Annotated in this window: 13 protein-coding genes; 9 read left to right on the top strand and 4 right to left on the bottom strand. The window is 60.3% G+C overall.

Going from position 1 to position 17,756, the window contains the following annotated elements:
* The first annotated feature begins 3 nt into the window (after nt 1-3).
* Complete coding sequence (locus ACIPLA_RS19255; protein ID WP_030128552.1) at nt 4-774, top strand: electron transfer flavoprotein subunit beta; 771 nt, start codon at nt 4-6, stop codon at nt 772-774.
* 188 nt (nt 775-962) lie between these two features.
* Complete coding sequence (locus ACIPLA_RS19250) at nt 963-1,529, top strand: GNAT family N-acetyltransferase (RefSeq protein WP_401175086.1); 567 nt, start codon at nt 963-965, stop codon at nt 1,527-1,529.
* A gap of 404 nt (nt 1,530-1,933) precedes the next feature.
* On the opposite strand, the gene ACIPLA_RS19245 is transcribed toward ACIPLA_RS19250, so the two are convergent.
* Nucleotides 1,934-2,164 (bottom strand): hypothetical protein, encoded by a 231-nt coding sequence (locus ACIPLA_RS19245; protein WP_401175083.1) that lies wholly within the window; start codon nt 2,162-2,164, stop codon nt 1,934-1,936.
* 500 nt (nt 2,165-2,664) lie between these two features.
* Here ACIPLA_RS19245 and ACIPLA_RS19240 point away from each other — a divergent pair, with 500 nt between their 5' ends.
* From ACIPLA_RS19240 to ACIPLA_RS19230, 3 genes are all read left to right on the top strand, one after another.
* Entirely contained in the window at nt 2,665-6,123 is a 3,459-nt protein-coding gene (locus ACIPLA_RS19240) for a GMC oxidoreductase (protein WP_401175081.1), read from the top strand.
* 139 nt (nt 6,124-6,262) lie between these two features.
* Nucleotides 6,263-8,131: a hypothetical protein gene (locus ACIPLA_RS19235; RefSeq protein WP_401175078.1), complete on the top strand. Its 1,869-nt coding sequence runs from the start codon at nt 6,263-6,265 to the stop codon at nt 8,129-8,131.
* Nucleotides 8,132-8,157: 26 nt separating this feature from the next.
* Nucleotides 8,158-9,402, top strand: a complete 1,245-nt coding sequence (locus tag ACIPLA_RS19230) for a metallophosphoesterase family protein (RefSeq protein WP_401175076.1) — start codon at nt 8,158-8,160, stop codon at nt 9,400-9,402.
* Nucleotides 9,403-9,525: 123 nt separating this feature from the next.
* Here ACIPLA_RS19230 and gbcA read toward each other — a convergent pair whose 3' ends face one another.
* Nucleotides 9,526-10,821, bottom strand: coding sequence for a glycine-betaine demethylase subunit GbcA (gene gbcA, locus ACIPLA_RS19225; protein WP_401175073.1), 1,296 nt, complete (start codon nt 10,819-10,821; stop codon nt 9,526-9,528).
* A gap of 284 nt (nt 10,822-11,105) precedes the next feature.
* On the opposite strand from gbcA, the gene gbcB reads away from it, so the two are divergent.
* Nucleotides 11,106-12,206 (top strand): glycine-betaine demethylase subunit GbcB, encoded by a 1,101-nt coding sequence (gene gbcB, locus ACIPLA_RS19220; RefSeq protein WP_123497283.1) that lies wholly within the window; start codon nt 11,106-11,108, stop codon nt 12,204-12,206.
* A gap of 101 nt (nt 12,207-12,307) precedes the next feature.
* Here the strand turns inward: gbcB and ACIPLA_RS19215 are convergent, their stop codons facing one another.
* Together ACIPLA_RS19215 and ACIPLA_RS19210 are read right to left on the bottom strand one after the other, a co-directional pair.
* Nucleotides 12,308-13,132, bottom strand: coding sequence for an NAD(P)-dependent oxidoreductase (locus tag ACIPLA_RS19215; protein ID WP_218395232.1), 825 nt, complete (start codon nt 13,130-13,132; stop codon nt 12,308-12,310).
* 204 nt (nt 13,133-13,336) lie between these two features.
* On the bottom strand, nt 13,337-14,377 hold the full coding sequence (locus ACIPLA_RS19210) for a low specificity L-threonine aldolase (RefSeq protein WP_218395231.1): 1,041 nt from the start codon (nt 14,375-14,377) through the stop codon (nt 13,337-13,339).
* 131 nt (nt 14,378-14,508) lie between these two features.
* On the opposite strand from ACIPLA_RS19210, the gene ACIPLA_RS19205 reads away from it, so the two are divergent.
* From ACIPLA_RS19205 to ACIPLA_RS19195, 3 genes are all read left to right on the top strand, one after another.
* The gene (locus ACIPLA_RS19205; RefSeq protein WP_401175068.1) at nt 14,509-15,225 is read left to right on the top strand and encodes a TraX family protein; all 717 of its coding nucleotides are present in this window, start codon (nt 14,509-14,511) and stop codon (nt 15,223-15,225) included.
* A 284-nt stretch (nt 15,226-15,509) separates the two neighbouring features.
* On the top strand, nt 15,510-16,763 hold the full coding sequence (gene glyA / locus ACIPLA_RS19200; RefSeq protein ID WP_401175065.1) for a serine hydroxymethyltransferase: 1,254 nt from the start codon (nt 15,510-15,512) through the stop codon (nt 16,761-16,763).
* 23 nt (nt 16,764-16,786) lie between these two features.
* Nucleotides 16,787-17,756 (top strand): sarcosine oxidase subunit beta family protein (locus tag ACIPLA_RS19195; protein ID WP_401175062.1); only part of this gene is annotated, 970 nt, incomplete at its 3' end.

The raw sequence follows: 17,756 nt of genomic DNA, 5'->3' as shown, positions 1-17,756 counted from the left end.
GTTATGAGCACGAAAATCATCAGCCTGGTGTCCATCGGCGCCCACCCGACCTCCGGCCGGCCACGCCGCGCCGAGCAGGATGCACGAGCGGTTGAACTGGGCCTGCAACTGGCTGGGGATAACCTGCAAGTGCTGCATGCCGGCGACGTCGCGGAGCCTGCGCTGCGCGCTTATCTGGGCATGGGCCTGGAACAGTTGCATGTGCTGGAGCAACCGGAAGGTGCTGACGCGCTGCCAGCATTGACTGCGTATTTGCGTGATGCCGGGGCGCAAGTGGTGCTGACCGGCAGCCAGGCGGAAACCGGCGAAGGCTCGGGCATGTTGCCGTTCCTGTTGGCCGAAAGCCTCGGTTGGCCGCTGGTGGTGGGGTTGGCGCAGGTCGAATCCATCGACGGCGGTTCGGCGCTGGTACTGCAGGCCTTGCCTCGCGGTCAGCGCCGTCGCTTGAAAGTGCGCTTGCCGTTTCTGGCGACTGTGGATAACGCAGCGCCCAAGCCTCGGCAGAGCGCCTACGGTCCGGCGCGGCGCGGGGTGTTGCAGGCAGATGAAGTTGAAGTGATCGACGATGAACTGCTGGCGGTGGCCACGCTGCAACCGGCCAAGCCACGGCCAAAACGCTTGAAAGTGATCAAGGCCAAGAGCGGTGCAGACCGCATGAAAGCCGCGACAGCCAAGGCCAGTGGCGGAGGCGGGCAAGTACTCAAGGGCGTGACCGCGCAGGCGGGCGCTGAAGCCATTCTCAAGTTGTTGATTGAAGAAGGCGTGGTTCGCTAAACCTGGACAAACACAAAACCTGTGGGAGCGGGCTTGCTCGCGAAGGGGTCATCAGCTTCAACATCATCGTTGACTGACACACCGTTTTCGCGAGCAAGCCCGCTCCCACAGAGTGCTCGTGCCCGAACAGGTGAAATACCGGAAACGCAGAACCTGAAAATCATCTCATCGAAGTTTATGGGGAAATAATGGCTGTTGAATTTCGTCCGGCATTGCGCACGGATGCTCGCGAGATCGCCCGTTTGTTCCAGATTTCATCAGAGGGTGCTTCGGATTACATCTGGAGCCAACTGGCGCAGCCCGGCCAGGACCTGCTGGAGGTCGGTACCAGTCGTTACGCCCGTGAAGACGTGGATTTCTCCTATCAGAACTGCCTGATCGCGCAGGCCGAAGGAAAGGTTATCGGCATGCTGCACAGCTACGCGATGCGCCACGATCCCCAGGCCGCTCCCGTGACCGATCCGGTCCTGGCGCCGTATGCCACGATGGAAATCCCCGACACCCTTTATATTTCGAGCCTGGCCCTGCATGAGGGCTGGCGCAATCAGGGCCTGGGCAAACAATTCCTCGCCTACGCCTACGACCGTGCCAACCGGTTGGGGCTCAACGGCTTGAGCTTGATCGATTACGCGGCGAACACTGGCGCCCGGCGGTTTTATGAGCGTCATGGCTTCCGGATCGTCGATACCTGCCAGATCTCGCCCCACCCAATGATTCGGGTTACGGGTGAGGCTTATTTGATGTATCGGCCTTAAGGCTGAGCCCTGTTTGTGTGGGAGCGGGCTTGCTCGCGAAAGTGGCGGGTCAGTCGACATCGATGTTGAATGTCAGTCAGCCTTCGCGAGCAAGCCCGCTCCCACACGGGTTCTATGTCGATCATAGATTGTGTGCACACCAACAAGTCACTGTGGTTACCCACAATCCCTGTTAGCGCTTCTGTGGATAACATGTTCGCGCCTCGCTACACCCCATACCCAGCAAGCCCTCCAGCCCTCCGTACAAAAAACAACCAGCCTAACCCACGGTTTTTTCGAGCTTTTTCCACAGAGTAACGTTGCTCACACGTCGATACTTGCCCCCAATCTCTGTTGGCGCTTCTGTGGATAAGATGTTCGCTGTCCGCTACAGGCTATATAAACCGAGGCTTTCAGTGAGTTGGTCAAATAATGTTCAATTCGCCGTTTTCCCTCGTTAATCCTTCCGCAAACCCCGAATTCTCACGGCTTTCAGCAGTTTTCCACAGAGCCTGCAAAGTTGCCCCCAAAGTCTGTTGGTGCTTCTGTGGATAAGGTGTTCGCCATCCTCTACACGTCATATGAACCGTGCCCTGCAGACTTTTGATCAAAAAATGATCAGTAGCTGCATAAAACCCTGCTTCTGGATAAGTCACGGTTTTTCTTCATTTTTTGTGAATGAATTTGGGCTCTCGTCCACAGTTGTCCCCAATAGCTGTGGGTGGAGATGTGGATAACTTGTTCGCTGAACCCTGCAAGCCACGGTCTGTATAGGCCCGAACGCGATAGATCAGATTTCATACAGTTCTAAGACACTTCCTTGACTTCGATCTGTCGCCTGTCTTCACTCTCAGGCACAAGGACAGCCGTCACTTATCCACATCTGGTTCAGGGAGAACGCGTGATGGATAGCCAGCCATATCGCTCGCACCCAAACCCTTGCGTGACCTGTGTACCGACCCCCGCCACCTTGCTGCGTAAACGGATTCACCGTCGCGCCACCAATCAGCGCGCTCGCCTATAGCGCCTGAAGCCTTTCCCCATACCCTGACGCCGCTGCCATTGAGGCCCGACCGTGCCCGGTGACCAGGCGTTTGTTCGTCTATCGATTGCAGGCAACCACAGAGTTGCCCATCTGCCTGAGAGGAAATGACCCATGACACGGATCGCCACGCCCATCAGTGACATCAAGGAACATTACGACGTGATCGTCATCGGCTCCGGCTACGGCGGCGGGATCGCGGCGTCGCGCCTGTCCCGGGCCGGCAAGCGGGTGTGCCTGCTGGAGCGGGGCCGGGAAATCCAGCCCGGCGAATACCCCAACACGATGCTGGCGGCCACCGAAGAGCTGCAAGTCCATGACCCGGACGGGCACATCGGTTCGCGCACCGGGTTGTTCGACCTGCACGTCAACGCCCAGCAGAACGTGGTGGTCGGTTGCGGCCTGGGCGGCACGTCGCTGATCAACGCCAACGTCGCGCTGGAACCGGAACCTGGTGTGTTCGACGATCCACGCTGGCCGCTGGCGGTACGTGAACACCGCGACACGCTGCTCAAGGATGGGTACGCCCGGGCTCGGGAGATGCTCAAGCCCAATCCCTACCCAAGCACCTCGCCGGTGCTGCCGAAACTGGAAGCCAACAAAAAATCTGCGGACTACCTCAAGCAGGGGGCGCATTTCTACAAGCCGCCGATCAACGTGACCTTCGACAAACTGCCGAACAATCTCAACCACGTCGGCGTCGAGCAGCTGCCGTGCAACCACTGCGGCGACTGCGTGTCGGGCTGTAACAACAAGGCCAAGAACACCACGCTGATGAATTACCTGCCGGACGCCTGGAACCACGGCGCGGAAATTTTCTGCCAGGCCGAGGTGCGGCACCTGGAGCGCGACGCCGATGGCGATGGCTGGATCGTGCACTTCCAATACCTGGACAGTGGCCGCGAGAAGTTCTCGGCACCGACGCTGTTCGTCAAAGCTGACATTGTTGTGGTGTCGGCGGGCACCCTGGGCTCCACCGAAATCCTCCTGCGCTCTCGGGACAAAGGCTTGTCGACGTCCAATCAGCTTGGCGAGAACATGAGCGGCAACGGTGACATTCTCGGTTTCGGCCACAACTGCGACCAAGCGATCAACGGCATCGGTTTCGGTGCGCATCCGGCCAGTGAAATGAAACCGGTCGGCCCGTGCATCACCTCGATCATCGACCTGCGCACCGAAGGCGACTGGCGCAGCCGCATGGTCATCGAAGAAGGCTCGATCCCCGGCGCGCTAGGCCGGCCGATGGTGCCGAGCATGGCCGCTTTCGCCGGGTTGATCGGCAAGCCCACCGACGACAGTTTCACCGGCAAGCTCAAGTACGCGGAGCGCGAAACCGAAAGCTTCCTGCGCGGCCCGTATCACGGCGCCCTGCACAACATGCAGACCTACCTGATCATGAGCCACGACGACGGCAAGGGGCGCATGGTGCTCGACAGCAAGGATCAGTTGCGCATCGACTGGCCGGGCGTCGGCGAGCAGGAAAACGTGAAGATTGGCAACGATCGGCTGCACCAGAGCACCAAGGCGTTGGGCGGGATCTGGGTGGAGAACCCGATCTGGACCGAGTTGCTCAAACACAGCATCGTTTCCGTTCACCCGTTGGGCGGCTGTGTAATGGGCGAGGACGCGGAGCAGGGGGTGGTCAACCACAAGGGGCAGGTGTTCAGCAGCGCCAGTGGCACCAATGTCTATGCCGGGTTGTACGTGGCCGACGGCGCGGTGATTCCGACTTCCCTGGCGGTCAATCCGCTGCTGACCATTTCTGCCGTGAGCGAGCGCAACATGGGCCTGCTGGCGGCCGATCGCGGTTGGCACATCGACTACACGCTGCCCTCGGCACCGCGCAAACAGGTGGCGCCGCCGACCCTCGGCGTGCAGTTCACCGAAACCATGAAGGGCTATTTCTCCAAGGACTTCACTCAGTCTCAAGGCACTGATCTCAAACTCTACGAAGCGGCGGCCAAACGTGGCGAGTCGGAGAACTCGCCGATCGAGTTCACCCTGACCATCACCGCCAACGACCTCAACCGCATGATCAAGGAACCGGAGCACGCGGCGACACTGGTCGGTACGCTCAATGCGCCGGGTCTGTCGCCGGAACCGCTGACCGCCAGCAATGGCGTGTTCAACCTGTTCGAGGAATATCAGGAACAGGTCGGCGTGCGGCACATGAATTACGACATGAAACTGACCGCCGAGGACGGCAGCGATTATTACTTCAGCGCGTTCAAGACCGTGCCCGAAGACAATGGCGTGCTGAACGTCTGGCACGACACCAGCACCCTCTACGTGACGCTGTATCGTGGGTCGGACAAGACCGGTGAAGTGCTGGGTTCGGGGGTGATGCACATCCATCCAGCCGATTTCGCCAAGCAGATGACCACCATGAAGGTGCTCAACGCGCGCAACGAACGCGAGCGCATCGACGGTCTGGCGCGGTTCGGCAAGTTCTTCGCCGGCATCTTGTGGGAGAGCTACGGTGGGGTGTTCGCCGGCGACATCTACTTCAACCCCGATGCACCTGCGCGGCAGAAACGCCCATTGGATGCACCGATCCCGAGCGTGCAGTTCTTCCAGACCGAAGACAACGTACAGCTACGCCTGACCCGCTATCAGGGTGGCAGCAAAGGGCCGGTGATGCTGGTGCATGGCTTGGGCGTGGGCTCGAATATTTTCTCCACCGACACCATCCAGACCAACCTGCTGGAGTTCTTGTGCAAGCACGAGTACGACGTCTGGCTGCTGGATTTGCGGGTGAGCATTCTGTTGCCTGCAAGCAAGAAGGAATGGAACGGCGACCAGATTGCGCAGTACGACTTCAAGGCTGCCATCGCGCAGATTCAGCAGGCGACCAAGGCGGCGGACGTGCAATGTGTGGTGCATTGCTACGGCGCGACGACTTTCTTCATGTCGTTGCTGGCCGGGTTGCAGGGCGTGCGTTCGGTGGTGTGTTCGCAGATCGCCGCGGATACGGTGGTCGCCACGGCAACCGGGCTCAAGGCCGGCCTGCACCTTCCGGGGATGCTCGACGCCATCGGCATCAAATCCCTCACCGCGTATGCCGACAACAAGGAGAGCTGGTTCAACAAACTCTACGACAAGGCCCTCAACGGCTACGCCCGCATCGAGGCTCAGGGCTACTGCACCAACCCGGTATGCCATCGCATCACCTTCATGTACGCGTCGCTGTACCGCCACGACACGCTCAACGACACCCTGCATGACAACCTGCATGAGCTTTTCGGCGAATCGAACATGCAGACCTTCGAGCACTTGGCGCTGATCCTGCGCAAAGGCCATCTGGTGGACTTCAAGGGCCAGGACGCCTACATGCCGCACTTCGACCGGCTGACCATGCCGATCTGTTTCATCAGCGGCGAAGACAACCAGTGCTACCTGCCGGAAAGCACGCTCAAGACCTATGAGCGCGTGTGCAAAGCCCATGGACCGGAGCGCTACAGCCGACATGTAGTGCCGGGTTACGGGCATATCGACTGCATGTTCGGCAAGAATGCGGTGCTCGATGTGTACCCGATCATCCTGCAACACCTGGAGAAAACCGCCCTCGGCTAGTCGTTAGACCGAGTTGGATTCTTCGCGGGCAAGCCTCGCTCCTACAAAGCGGTGCGAAACCTGTAGGAGCGAGGCTTGCCCGCGAAGGCAATCTATCAGGCGCTACATCTTGCGGGTCATGCACAAGGAAATGGATGCCATGGACAGTTACATCCGCTGGTTTCAACGCTTCATCTGGATAGGCATCGTGATGAACATGGTCTTCGCGATTCCGGCGCTGTTCGCGCCGGCGTTGCTGACCTCGATGCTCGGGATGCCGCCGCAACTCTCCGATCCGTGGCTGGAAAACGCCGGCATGCTGCTGGTGGGGATCAGCCTGTTCTACATGCCGTCAGGCTTCAACGCACCGCGGTACGTCGTGCATTCGTGGCTGTGCGTGTTGTCGCGACTGGTGGCCGTGGCGTTCTGGATCTACCTGATCAACACCAGCAACCAGGCTCAAGTATTCGTGCCGATGCTGCTGGGTGACCTGAGCATGTTCCTGATCCTCGGGGTTCTGCTGTACCTGGGCAGCGCGCCGGCCAATCGGCCCCTGGCGTTACTTCGCGACGGCTGGCATGCGTGGCGCGCAGCCTGGGCGCGACGCTGGCAGCGGCACAGCTTCAAAGTCGCCACGCTGGTCGTGGTGCTGGCGCTGGGGTTTATCGGCTACGAAACCTGGTACCAGATGCTGCGGGTGGTGCCGGCAGAGCAATACGCCTCCGATGAGGATCACTACAAGTACGGCGCCATCGGCCTGGGCATCGAAGCGCGGATTCCCTATTACCTGTTCGCCGTATTGCCGCAGATGTGCCCGGATAAGCTGCCGAAACCCGGCGGCTACGAAGTTTTCGGTTTCCTCTACGAGAACGGCAAGGACCTGCCGATCGGTATGGCCAAGCGGCAGATCGGCTACCCCACCGTGGAGCCCAACTGCGCCCTGTGTCACACCGGTTCCTACCGGGCCAATACCAGCGACGTCGCCATCCCGGTGGCCACCGCTCCGGCCAATACCCTGCAACTGCAGGCCTTCCAGTGGTTCGCCTACAATTGCGCCAGCGACCCGACATTCACCCCTGACGCGGTGATGACAGCAATCAACAGCAAGTTCCAGCTCGGGTTTTTCGAACGCTTGTACAACCGCTACGTGATCATTCCGATGGCCACGAGCGCGCTGGTCAAGCAGAAACAGGCCTATGCCTGGCAACGTCTGCGCGCACCGCAAGGGCCGGGACGCACCGACACCTTCAACCCGACGAAAATGGTGGTGTTCGGCTTCCCGGATGACTCGACCATCGGCACCGTCGACTTGCCGCAAGTCTGGAACCAGAAGCCTCGGGAGTCGCTGTACCTGCACTGGGACGGCAACAACAACGACATCCATGAGCGTAATTACGCGGCGGCCATGGCCGTGGGCGCGACGCCGGAGTCAGTGTTGCCGGACAGTTTCAACCGGGTGACCAACTGGTTGCTGGGCCACAAGGCGCCGGCATGGCCGTTCGCGCTGGATCAGGCCAAAGTCGCGCGGGGCAAACCGGTCTGGGAAAACAACTGCGCCGGTTGCCATGATTTCGGCCGCACCGACACCGGTCAGGTCACCACCAGCATTGATGAACTGGGCACCGATCCCCATCGGCTGAACTCGTTCACCAATGGCTTAGTGACGGCTTTCCATGGCTTCAAGAAATCGCCGTTCGACTTTGGCGCCTATCGCAAGACCCAGAGCTACAGCAACACGCCCACCGACGGCGTCTGGTTGCGCGCGCCGTACTTGCACAACGGCTCGGTACCGACCCTGTGGGACTTGCTCCAACCACCGGAAAAAAGACCGCTGGTGTTCTTCACCGGCTCCGATGTGTACGACCAGGACAAAGTCGGCTTCGTCACCAGTGGCCAGCAGATGAAGGCCTCGGCGGACTTCAAGTACGACACCCGTCTGGAGGGCAACCACAACGGCGGCCACCTGTACGGCACGCAACTGTCGGAACTCGATAAGCGGGCGCTCATCGAGTTCATGAAAACCCTGTAATTCCACTACGGATGGAGGAAAGCGACATGTCATTGGTCAGTCATTGGGAACACGAGTACGACAAGGTCAAGCTACGCGTACATGGCTTGTTCACCCGTTTGGATATGGCCTGGAAAAAGCTCGTCAGCGAGCTTGAGCCGGAGGAGTACCAGGCCATCGTCGCGCTGCTGCAGCGGGGTCACGATCAGGCGCAATACGTGCTCAAGCACGGCGATGTGCCAGACGATCAGCCGAGTGTGCCGTGGGAGTTGGCCCATGGCTTGTCGATCCTGCACATCGGCAACGCCAGCCCCTTGCCGCAATCGGTCGACGAACTGCAAACCCGAGTGCTCAAGGACGGCAGCTTGCTCGGTTGTCGCAAATGGGAACTGCTGGATCTGCTGTGGAGCGAGGCATTGCTCAAGTGGATCGAGAACCTGCGGCATCACGCGCCGTTCGCCACCACTCCGGCGTTGATGCGCATGGACAGTGACGTGACCCTAGCCATCGCCGGCGACTGGGGCACCGGGCCGTTCGATAGCCACGCCCCGGCGGTCTCAGTCGCCAACCAGATGCAACTGGCCCAGGCTGATTTCACCATTCACCTGGGGGACGTGTACTACGCCGGCACCCGCTCTCAGGAAGACGTCGACATGGTCGGCTGGCCCATGGGCAAGCAGGGCTCGTTCACTCTCAACTCCAACCACGAGATGTACAGCGGCGCCCATGGCTATTTCAAGGAATTGGCCAAGCGTTTCCCGGCGCAGCAGGGCACCAGTTATTTTGCGTTGTACAACGATGACTGGCTGGTGATCGGCCTCGACACGGCGTATGCCTCGGATCCGATTAACCTGTACATGGACGGTGCGCTGAACAAGGAGCAGATCGACTGGATGAAAGGGCTGCCTCAGCGCAAGAAGATCATGGTGCTCAGTCATCACCAGGGTTTCGACATTACCGGGCACAACAAGACGGCGCTGTATCAACCGGTGTGCGATGCCTTGGGCCGCGAGCCGGATTACTGGTATTGGGGGCATTTGCACAACGGCATCTGCTACGCCGCTCAAGGCGGGTTGCATGCGCGCTGCGCCGGCCATGGGGCGATTCCCTACGGCAATGCCAGCGAGCTGAACGGGCATTCGCGGGTGCTGTGGTCGGAAACGCAAAATGCGCGGGATGAGGCGTACCCGGATCGGGTGTTGAACGGTTATGTGAAGGTGCGGCTGGTGGGGGAAAACATCGAAGAGACGTTTATTGGGGAAGATGGGTCGGTGCGGTGGTCTTCAAGTTGATTGGGTGAATGTGCGACCGCTTTCGCGAGCAAACCCGCTCCCACATTAGATCGGTGGCGTACACAAAATCTGTGAACGACTCGGCCAACTGTGGGAGCGGGCTTGCTCGCGAAGCTCTTGATCTTATCCCTGAACCGGAACGCCTTTGAGGTACGGCGCAGGCTCGGCCCCAAGGTTGTTCAGCAACCGCTCGCTGTACCAGTCCACAAAATTCACCACGCCAAACTCATAGGTCTTGGAGTAAGGCCCTGGCTGGTAAGCCGTGGAGTTGATCCCGCGCTGGTTTTCTTCGGCCAGGCGACGGTCCTGGTCGTTGGTCGCATCCCAGACCTGGCGCATACGCTCCACGTCGTAGTCCACGCCTTCGACCGCGTCCTTGTGCACGATCCACTTGGTGGTGACCATGGTTTCCTGAGCGCTGATCGGCCACACGGTGAACACGATGATGTGGTCGCCCATGCAGTGGTTCCATGAGTGCGGCAGGTGCAGGATGCGCATCGAGCCCAGGGCCGGGGTCTTGATCCGGCCCATGAGTTTGGCGCAGCCCTGTTTGCCGTCCATGGTCATCGACACGGTGCCCTTGAGCAGCGGCATGCGCACGATGCGGTTACGCAGGCCGAAACTGGCGTGGGCGTAAGGGATCTTCTCGGCTTCCCAGGCAGCGGCCGAAGCAGCAACGTGGTCCTTGAAGGCCTGGTCGGCACGCGGGTCGGTGACGTCGTCCCATTCCAGCAGGGTTTTCAGCAGTTCCGGGTGCGATGCGTTGCAGTGGTAGCACTCGCGGTTGTTTTCCAGCACCAGTTTCCAGTTGGCTTTCTCCATCAAGGTGGTTTGCACCGCCACCTTGGTGTTCTCCATGTCGTACGGTTCCATGTAATGGTTCAGCGTCGACAGGAAGTCATCAATGGCCGGCGGGTTTTCCGACAGGCTGATGAAGATGTAGCCGCCAGCGGTTTTCACGTTCACCGGTTTGAGGCCGTACTGCTTCATGTCGAAGTCGGCGCCCATTTCGGTACCGGCGAACAGCAGGCGACCGTCCAGCTCATACGTCCACTGGTGGTAGTGGCAGACCAGTTTGGCGACTTTGCCTTTTTCACTGGTGCACAGCCGTGAACCGCGGTGACGGCAGACGTTGTGGAACGCATGGACCACGCCTTCGGCGCCACGAATCACGATGATGGGGTTCTTGCCGACTTGCAGGGTCAGGTAGTTGCCCTTGGTCGGGATTTCGCAGGTCATGCCGGCGATCAACCACTCTTTCTGAAAGATTTCCTGCATGTCGATATCAAACAGCCGCTCGTCAGAGTAAAACGGCTGCGGCAGCGAGAAAGTGCGCTCGCGTTCTTGCAGCATCTGCGCGGTGGCCTTGCGTGCGGGTTCCAGCGGATCGCCCAGGCTGATTTTTGCGGTGACGTCCATCGATTTGATCCTCATGGCCATTCTGTGTGGCCGGCGAAAGTGGCTAATCAGGTTTGCTACGCAAGGTGTAAAGATTATGTCTTGGTATGGGGCGAGTGTGGGGCCGGCGCTCGCCAGAACCTTATCCATGGGCGACATGGCCCAATCTGTTCCCGACGCGCAACCCCCGGTAATTGGGGGCTGGTCGCGATAAGTATGTGAATGTCGCAGATAGGTAAATGGAGGAGCTGCGCTATACGCAGAATCGCCAACATAAAGGCCGGTAGTCGGCCGTGGAGAACAGCATGTCCAACAGCTTCCTGAACCCGGTAACCACCCAGACCTGGGCCAATGGTCGACACATTGTCCGTTGCGTCAAAGTCATCCAGGAAACCTGGGATGTGCGCACCTTCTGCTTCATGGCCGACCAGCCGATCCTGTTCTTCTTCAAGCCCGGGCAGTTCGTCACCCTGGAGCTGGAAATCGACGGCGTGCCGATCATGCGCTCCTACACCATTTCCAGCTCGCCGTCGGTGCCGTACAGCTTTTCGGTGACCATCAAGCGCGTGCCGGGGGGCAAAGTGTCCAACTGGCTGCACGACACCCTGCATGAAGGTCAGGAGCTGGCGGTGCACGGGCCGGTCGGGCTGTTCAACGCCATGGACTTCCCTGCGCCGAAAGTGCTCTACCTCAGCGGCGGCGTCGGTATTACGCCGTGCATGTCCATGGCCCGTTGGTTCTACGACACCAACGGCAATGTCGACATGGTGTTTATCCACAGCGCCCGTTCACCGAAAGACATCATTTACCACCGCGAGCTGGAACACATGGCGTCGCGGATCGATAACTTCAGTCTGCACCTGATCTGCGAGAAGCATGGTCTGGGCGAGCCGTGGGCCGGTTATCGCGGTTACTTGAACCACAAGATGCTCGAACTGATGGCGCCGGACTTCCTCGACCGTGAAGTCTTCTGCTGCGGCCCGACCCCGTACATGAACGCGGTCAAGCGCATGCTTGAGGCGGCGGGTTTCGACATGAAGCGTTATCACGAGGAATCCTTCGGCGCGACGCCAGCGGAAGCCCGTGCCGATGCGGTGGAGCAAGCCGAGCAAGCGGCGGATGCTCCAGAAATCGACGCGGCGGATCTGCATCAGGTGGAATTCACCGCGTCCGGCAAAAGCATTCGCGTGGCGCCAGGGGAGACCGTGCATGCGGCGGCGGCCAAGCTTGGCCTGCTGATCCCGAAAGCCTGCGGGATGGGGATTTGCGGGACGTGCAAGGTGATGAAACTGGGCGGCGAGGTCGAAATGGATCACAACGGCGGGATTACCGAGGAAGACGAGGCCGAAGGGTTCATCCTGTCGTGCTGCAGCGTGCCGAAGGGCGACGTGCGGATCGAGTTTTGAACCTGTGGGAGCGGGCTTGCGAAGGCGGCGGCACAGTCAACATTGATGTTGCCTGACACACCGCTTTCGCGAGCAAGCCCGCTCCCACAATGGTTGGTATTTCAGTCCACAAACAGGTCTGGCATCAGCTTGTCTTTGGTGTCGGGCTCAAAGCGGTAATGATCGAATTCGGTCACGCCATGCTCCCGCAGAATCTCCTCATCAATCAGCAACCGCCCGGTGATGCTGCGACCACTGCTGCTCAGAATCGCGTAAGCAGCATCCGCCATGATCGCCGGCGTGCGCGCATGTTTGAACGACTCGCGTGACCCCAGCTGAAACTCGATGGCAGCCGTGGCGATCATGGTCTGTGGCCACAGGGAATTGACGCTGATGCCGTAGGAAGCGAATTCCTCGTTCATGCCCAGGGTCAGCATACTCATGCCGTATTTGGTCACCGTGTACGGGCTGTACTGGGAGAACCACTTGGGGGCCAGATTCAGCGGCGGCGACAGATTGAGAATGTGTCCGGCGGATTTCTTCAGATAGGGCAGGGCAGCCTGACTGCACAGCAGCACGGCGCGGGTGTTGATCTGATGCATCAGGTCGAAGCGTTTGAGTTCGATGTGTTGCACGCCGGTCAGCTTGATCGCCCCGGCATTGTTGATCAGTGCATCGATGCCGCCGAAATGTGCGCTGGCGTCGGCCATGGCCTGGCGCACCGCAACTTCATCACGCACATCCACCTGCAAGGCCAACGCCTTGCCTCCCGCGGCTTCAACTTCCGCCGCCACGCTGAAAATGGTGCCGGGCAGTTTGGGGTGAGGGGTGGCGCTTTTGGCGGCAATCACGATGTTGGCCCCGTCCTTTGCTGCCCGCAGCGCAATCTCACGGCCGATGCCACGGCTGGCGCCGGTGATGAACAGGGTTTTGCCTTGTAGTGACATGCATACGCTCCTGATTGTTGTTATCTGAGCGGATCGAAACGGCTCGCCAGTCAATGTAGACGAAGTCTTGTTGGAGGGCAGTCAGTTAAGGCGCGGAACCTGTGGGAGCGGGCTTGCTCGCGAAGGCGGTGTACCAGGCGGCATTGATGTCGACTGACACTCCCTCTTCGCGAGCAAGCCCGCTCCCACAAAAGCTGGTGGGTGTCAGCCCGCCATGACCTGTCGAATATCCGCCGCCAATTCCCGCACGCGTTCTTCTTCGGTGTCCCACGAGCACATGAAGCGTGCGCCGCCGTTGCCGATGAAGGTGTAGAAGCGCCAGCCCTTGGCGGTCAGTGCGGCGATTGCCGGTTCCGACAGTTGCAGGAACACGCCGTTGGCCTGCACCGGGAACATCAGTTCCACGCCAGGAATATCGCTCACCAGTTCAGCCAGCAACTGCGCGCAGTGGTTGGCGTGGCGGGCGTATTTGAGCCAGGCGTCGTTTTCCAGAATCCCGACCCACGGCGCCGATAGGAAGCGCATCTTCGACGCCAGTTGCCCGGCCTGCTTGCAGCGGTAATCGAAGTCTTCGGCCAGTTTGTGGTTGAAAAACAGAATCGCTTCGCCCACCGCCATGCCGTTTTTCGTGCCGCCGAAGCACAGCACGTCAACGCCGGCCTTCCAGGTCAGGTCGGCTGGCGAGCAGCCAAGAAATGCGCACGCATTGGAGAAGCGTGCGCCGTCCATGTGCAGGTTCAGGCCCAGTTCTTTGCAGGTGGCACTGATGGCGCGGATTTCTTGCGGGGTGTACACGCTGCCGACTTCGGTGGCCTGGGTCAGGGTCACTACGCGGGGTTTGGGGTAGTGGATGTCCTGGCGCTTGAGGGCGATTTCGCGGATCGACTCCGGCGTCAGCTTGCCGTTTTCGGTGCGGGCGATGAGCAGCTTGGAGCCGTTGGAGAAAAACTCCGGCGCGCCGCATTCGTCGGTTTCGACGTGGGCGGTTTCCGAGCAGATCACGCTGTGGTAACTCTGGCACAGTGACGACAGGGCCAATGAGTTGGCGGCGGTGCCGTTGAAGGCGAAGAACACTTCGCAATCGGTTTCAAACAGTTTGCGGAATTGATCAGATGCGCGTGCGGTCCACTCATCGTCGCCGTAAGCGCGCTGGTGGCCGTGGTTGGCCTGTTCCATGGCAGCCCAGGCTTCAGGGCAGATACCGGAATAGTTGTCGCTGGCGAATTGTTGGCTCTTATCGGTCATGGCCGGCTTCCGTGGTCGAGGCTCTTATGGTGAAGAGCATCGTGGTCAATGATGGTGCGCACTTTACCGAAGATCGTCCGGGGAGCACACGGGATGTTGCTGTCAGAAAAATACACGGTTGACGGGCAATTATGCACATGACTCAACGGGATGGGGCGCTGGATCTGCTCAAGTGGCTGGCGCTGCTGAGCATGGTGCTCGATCACCTGCGATATGTCGGTTATTCCGTCGATATTCTGTATGTGGCGGGTAGATTGGCGTTCCCGTGGTTTTGTCTGGCGATGGCGGCGAACCTGTCGCGGCCTCGCGCAATAGCCACCGACGGGCAGTGGCGCTACTTCGGTTGGTTGTTGCTGTTTAGCGCGGTAAGCGAAATTCCCTACCGGATGTACATTCCTGATCACAACACCTTAAACGTGTTGCCCACGTTGGTTCTGGGTTTGTTGGTCGCCCGTGGCTGGCAGCACAGGCTGCTTCAGCCGCGGCTATTGGCGGCGGGTGCCTTGTTGCTGGCGGCGCTGTTCCCGGAACGACTGATGTTCGGATTCTTCGGCGTGCTGTTGCCGCTGGCGATGTTGCTGGTGATTAACCGCCCCTGGTATCTCAGTCTGCTGCCGGGGCTGGTCTGCCTGGCGGCCAATCAATGGCAAGTGCTGTATTACGCCGCGCGACTTCACAGCAGTGCAGCCATCCTCGGCATTGCCGCTTGTCTGATTGCGCCACTGCTGGGCCTGCTGCTATTGCGACATGCCCAAGGCGTTCAACCACCACCGATGCGCCGTTGGGCGTATGCGCTCTATCCTGCGCATTTCCTTATCTTGCTAGTCCTGCGCCACGCCCTCGCATAACCCTGTGGGAGCGGGCTTGCTCGCGAATGCGCCGGGCCAGTCAACATCAGTGTCGGATGACAAACCGCATTCGCGAGCAAGCCCGCTCCCACAGGGGATCCTGGCTGCTTCAAGGGTTGTGTTCGGCATGCCATTTCTCGCCATGTCGTAAACGCACCTTTGCGTGGCGTCCATAGGCATTTGACCTGTCTGCGCCGGTCATACCATCGCTTCCAAAGGGCACTGCCGTAACGCCAGTGCCTTACCGAGACGAATGGCGCATAGATGCCGCTGGGAGAGACGCGATGTTCAGCAAGCAAGACCAGATCAAAGGTTACGACGATGCACTGCTGGCGGCGATGAATGCCGAGGAGCAACGCCAGGAAGATCACATCGAGCTGATCGCGTCCGAGAACTACACCAGCAAGCGCGTGATGGAAGCGCAAGGCAGCGGCCTGACCAACAAATACGCCGAAGGTTATCCGGGCAAGCGCTACTACGGTGGCTGCGAGCACGTCGACAAGGTCGAAGCCCTGGCCATCGAACGCGCCAAGCAATTGTTCGGTGCCGACTATGCCAACGTTCAGCCGCACTCTGGCTCTTCGGCCAACAGCGCTGTGTACCTGGCCCTGCTGCAAGCCGGCGACACCATTCTCGGCATGAGCCTGGCCCACGGTGGCCACCTGACCCACGGCGCCAAGGTGTCGTCCTCGGGCAAGCTGTACAACGCCGTGCAGTACGGCATCGACACCAAGACCGGCCTGATCGATTACGACGAAGTCGAGCGCCTGGCCGTCGAGTGCAAGCCGAAGATGATCGTTGCCGGCTTCTCTGCCTACTCCAAGACCCTCGACTTCCCACGCTTCCGTCAGATCGCCGACAAGGTCGGTGCGCTGCTGTTCGTCGACATGGCCCACGTTGCCGGTCTGGTCGCTGCCGGCCTGTACCCGAACCCGCTGCCTTACGCCGACGTGGTCACCACCACCACCCACAAGACCCTGCGCGGTCCGCGTGGTGGCCTGATCCTGGCCAAGGCCAACGAAGAAATCGAGAAGAAGCTCAACGCTGCCGTGTTCCCCGGCGCTCAGGGCGGCCCGCTGATGCACGTCATCGCCGGTAAAGCTGTGTGCTTCAAGGAAGCGCTGGAGCCTGGCTTCAAGGCTTACCAGCAACAAGTGATCGACAACGCCCAAGCCATGGCCGGCGTATTTATCAAACGCGGCTACGATGTAGTGTCCGGCGGTACCGATAACCACCTGTTCCTGGTCAGCCTGATCCGTCAGGGCCTTACCGGCAAAGAGGCGGATGCAGCACTCGGTCGCGCCCACATCACCGTGAACAAGAACGCTGTCCCGAACGATCCACAGTCGCCGTTCGTGACCTCCGGCCTGCGTATCGGCACCCCGGCGGTGACCACTCGCGGCTTCAAGGTTACCCAGTGCGTTGAACTGGCCGGCTGGATCTGCGACATCCTCGACAACCTCGGTGACGCCGATGTCGAGGCCAATGTCGCGCAGCATGTGGCAGCCCTGTGCGCGGACTTCCCGGTTTATCGCTGAGCGCGGTTTTGGAGTAAATGACTATGCAACGCTATTCGGGCTTCGGCCTCTTCAAACACTCCCTCAGCCATCACGAAAACTGGCAGAAGATGTGGCGCACGCCGACCCCGAAAAAGGTCTATGACGTGGTCATCGTCGGCGGTGGCGGGCATGGTCTGGCGACCGCCTACTACCTGGCCAAGGAGCACGGCATCACCAACGTGGCCGTGGTCGAGAAAGGCTGGCTGGGCGGCGGTAACACCGCGCGCAACACCACCATCGTTCGCTCCAACTACCTGTGGGACGAGTCGGCGCACCTGTACGAACACGCGATGAAATTGTGGGAAGGCCTGTCCCAGGACCTGAACTACAACGTGATGTTCTCCCAGCGTGGCGTTTACAACCTGTGCCACACGCTTCAAGACATTCGTGATTCCGAGCGTCGGGTCAGCGCCAACCGCCTCAACGGCGTGGACGGCGAACTGCTCGATGCCAAACAAGTGGCCGACGAGATTCCGTACCTCGACTGCTCCAAGAACACTCGCTACCCGGTGATGGGCGCTACCGTCCAGCGTCGCGGCGGCGTGGCCCGTCACGATGCCGTGGCGTGGGGCTTTGCCCGTGCCGCCGATGCCTTGGGCGTGGACCTGATTCAACAAACCGAAGTGATCGGCTTCCGCAAGGAAAACGGCGTGTGCATCGGTGTTGAAACCAACAAGGGCTTCATCGGCGCCAAGCGCGTCGGTGTGGTCACCGCCGGTAACTCCGGGCACATGGCCAAACTCGCCGGTTTCCGTCTGCCGATCGAGTCGCACCCGCTGCAAGCGCTGGTGTCCGAGCCGATCAAGCCGATTATCGACAGCGTGATCATGTCCAACGCCGTACACGGTTACATCAGCCAGTCCGACAAGGGCGGCGGGGGGAGCGGGGCCGGGCGCGGCGGCGCCGGCGGGGGGGGGGGGCGGGGGTCGGTGCCGGGGGGCGGGCGGGGCGGCCGGGGCGGGGGCGGGGTGG

It is taken from the genome of Pseudomonas sp. NPDC086112, assembly GCF_044746425.1.
In the GTDB taxonomy this organism is placed as follows: Bacteria; Pseudomonadota; Gammaproteobacteria; order Pseudomonadales; family Pseudomonadaceae; genus Aquipseudomonas.
This window is presented reverse-complemented; position numbering and strand designations above follow the sequence as displayed.

Coding starts and splice junctions, on each gene's coding strand:
- ACIPLA_RS19215 (WP_218395232.1), bottom strand. CDS start 13,132: ATGTCACTACAAGGCAAAACCCTGTTCATCACCGGCGCCAGCCGTGGC.
- ACIPLA_RS19250 (WP_401175086.1), top strand. CDS start 963: ATGGCTGTTGAATTTCGTCCGGCATTGCGCACGGATGCTCGCGAGATC.
- ACIPLA_RS19205 (WP_401175068.1), top strand. CDS start 14,509: ATGCACATGACTCAACGGGATGGGGCGCTGGATCTGCTCAAGTGGCTG.
- ACIPLA_RS19210 (WP_218395231.1), bottom strand. CDS start 14,377: ATGACCGATAAGAGCCAACAATTCGCCAGCGACAACTATTCCGGTATC.
- gbcB (WP_123497283.1), top strand. CDS start 11,106: ATGTCCAACAGCTTCCTGAACCCGGTAACCACCCAGACCTGGGCCAAT.
- ACIPLA_RS19240 (WP_401175081.1), top strand. CDS start 2,665: ATGACACGGATCGCCACGCCCATCAGTGACATCAAGGAACATTACGAC.
- glyA (WP_401175065.1), top strand. CDS start 15,510: ATGTTCAGCAAGCAAGACCAGATCAAAGGTTACGACGATGCACTGCTG.
- ACIPLA_RS19235 (WP_401175078.1), top strand. CDS start 6,263: ATGGACAGTTACATCCGCTGGTTTCAACGCTTCATCTGGATAGGCATC.
- ACIPLA_RS19255 (WP_030128552.1), top strand. CDS start 4: ATGAGCACGAAAATCATCAGCCTGGTGTCCATCGGCGCCCACCCGACC.
- ACIPLA_RS19230 (WP_401175076.1), top strand. CDS start 8,158: ATGTCATTGGTCAGTCATTGGGAACACGAGTACGACAAGGTCAAGCTA.
- gbcA (WP_401175073.1), bottom strand. CDS start 10,821: ATGGACGTCACCGCAAAAATCAGCCTGGGCGATCCGCTGGAACCCGCA.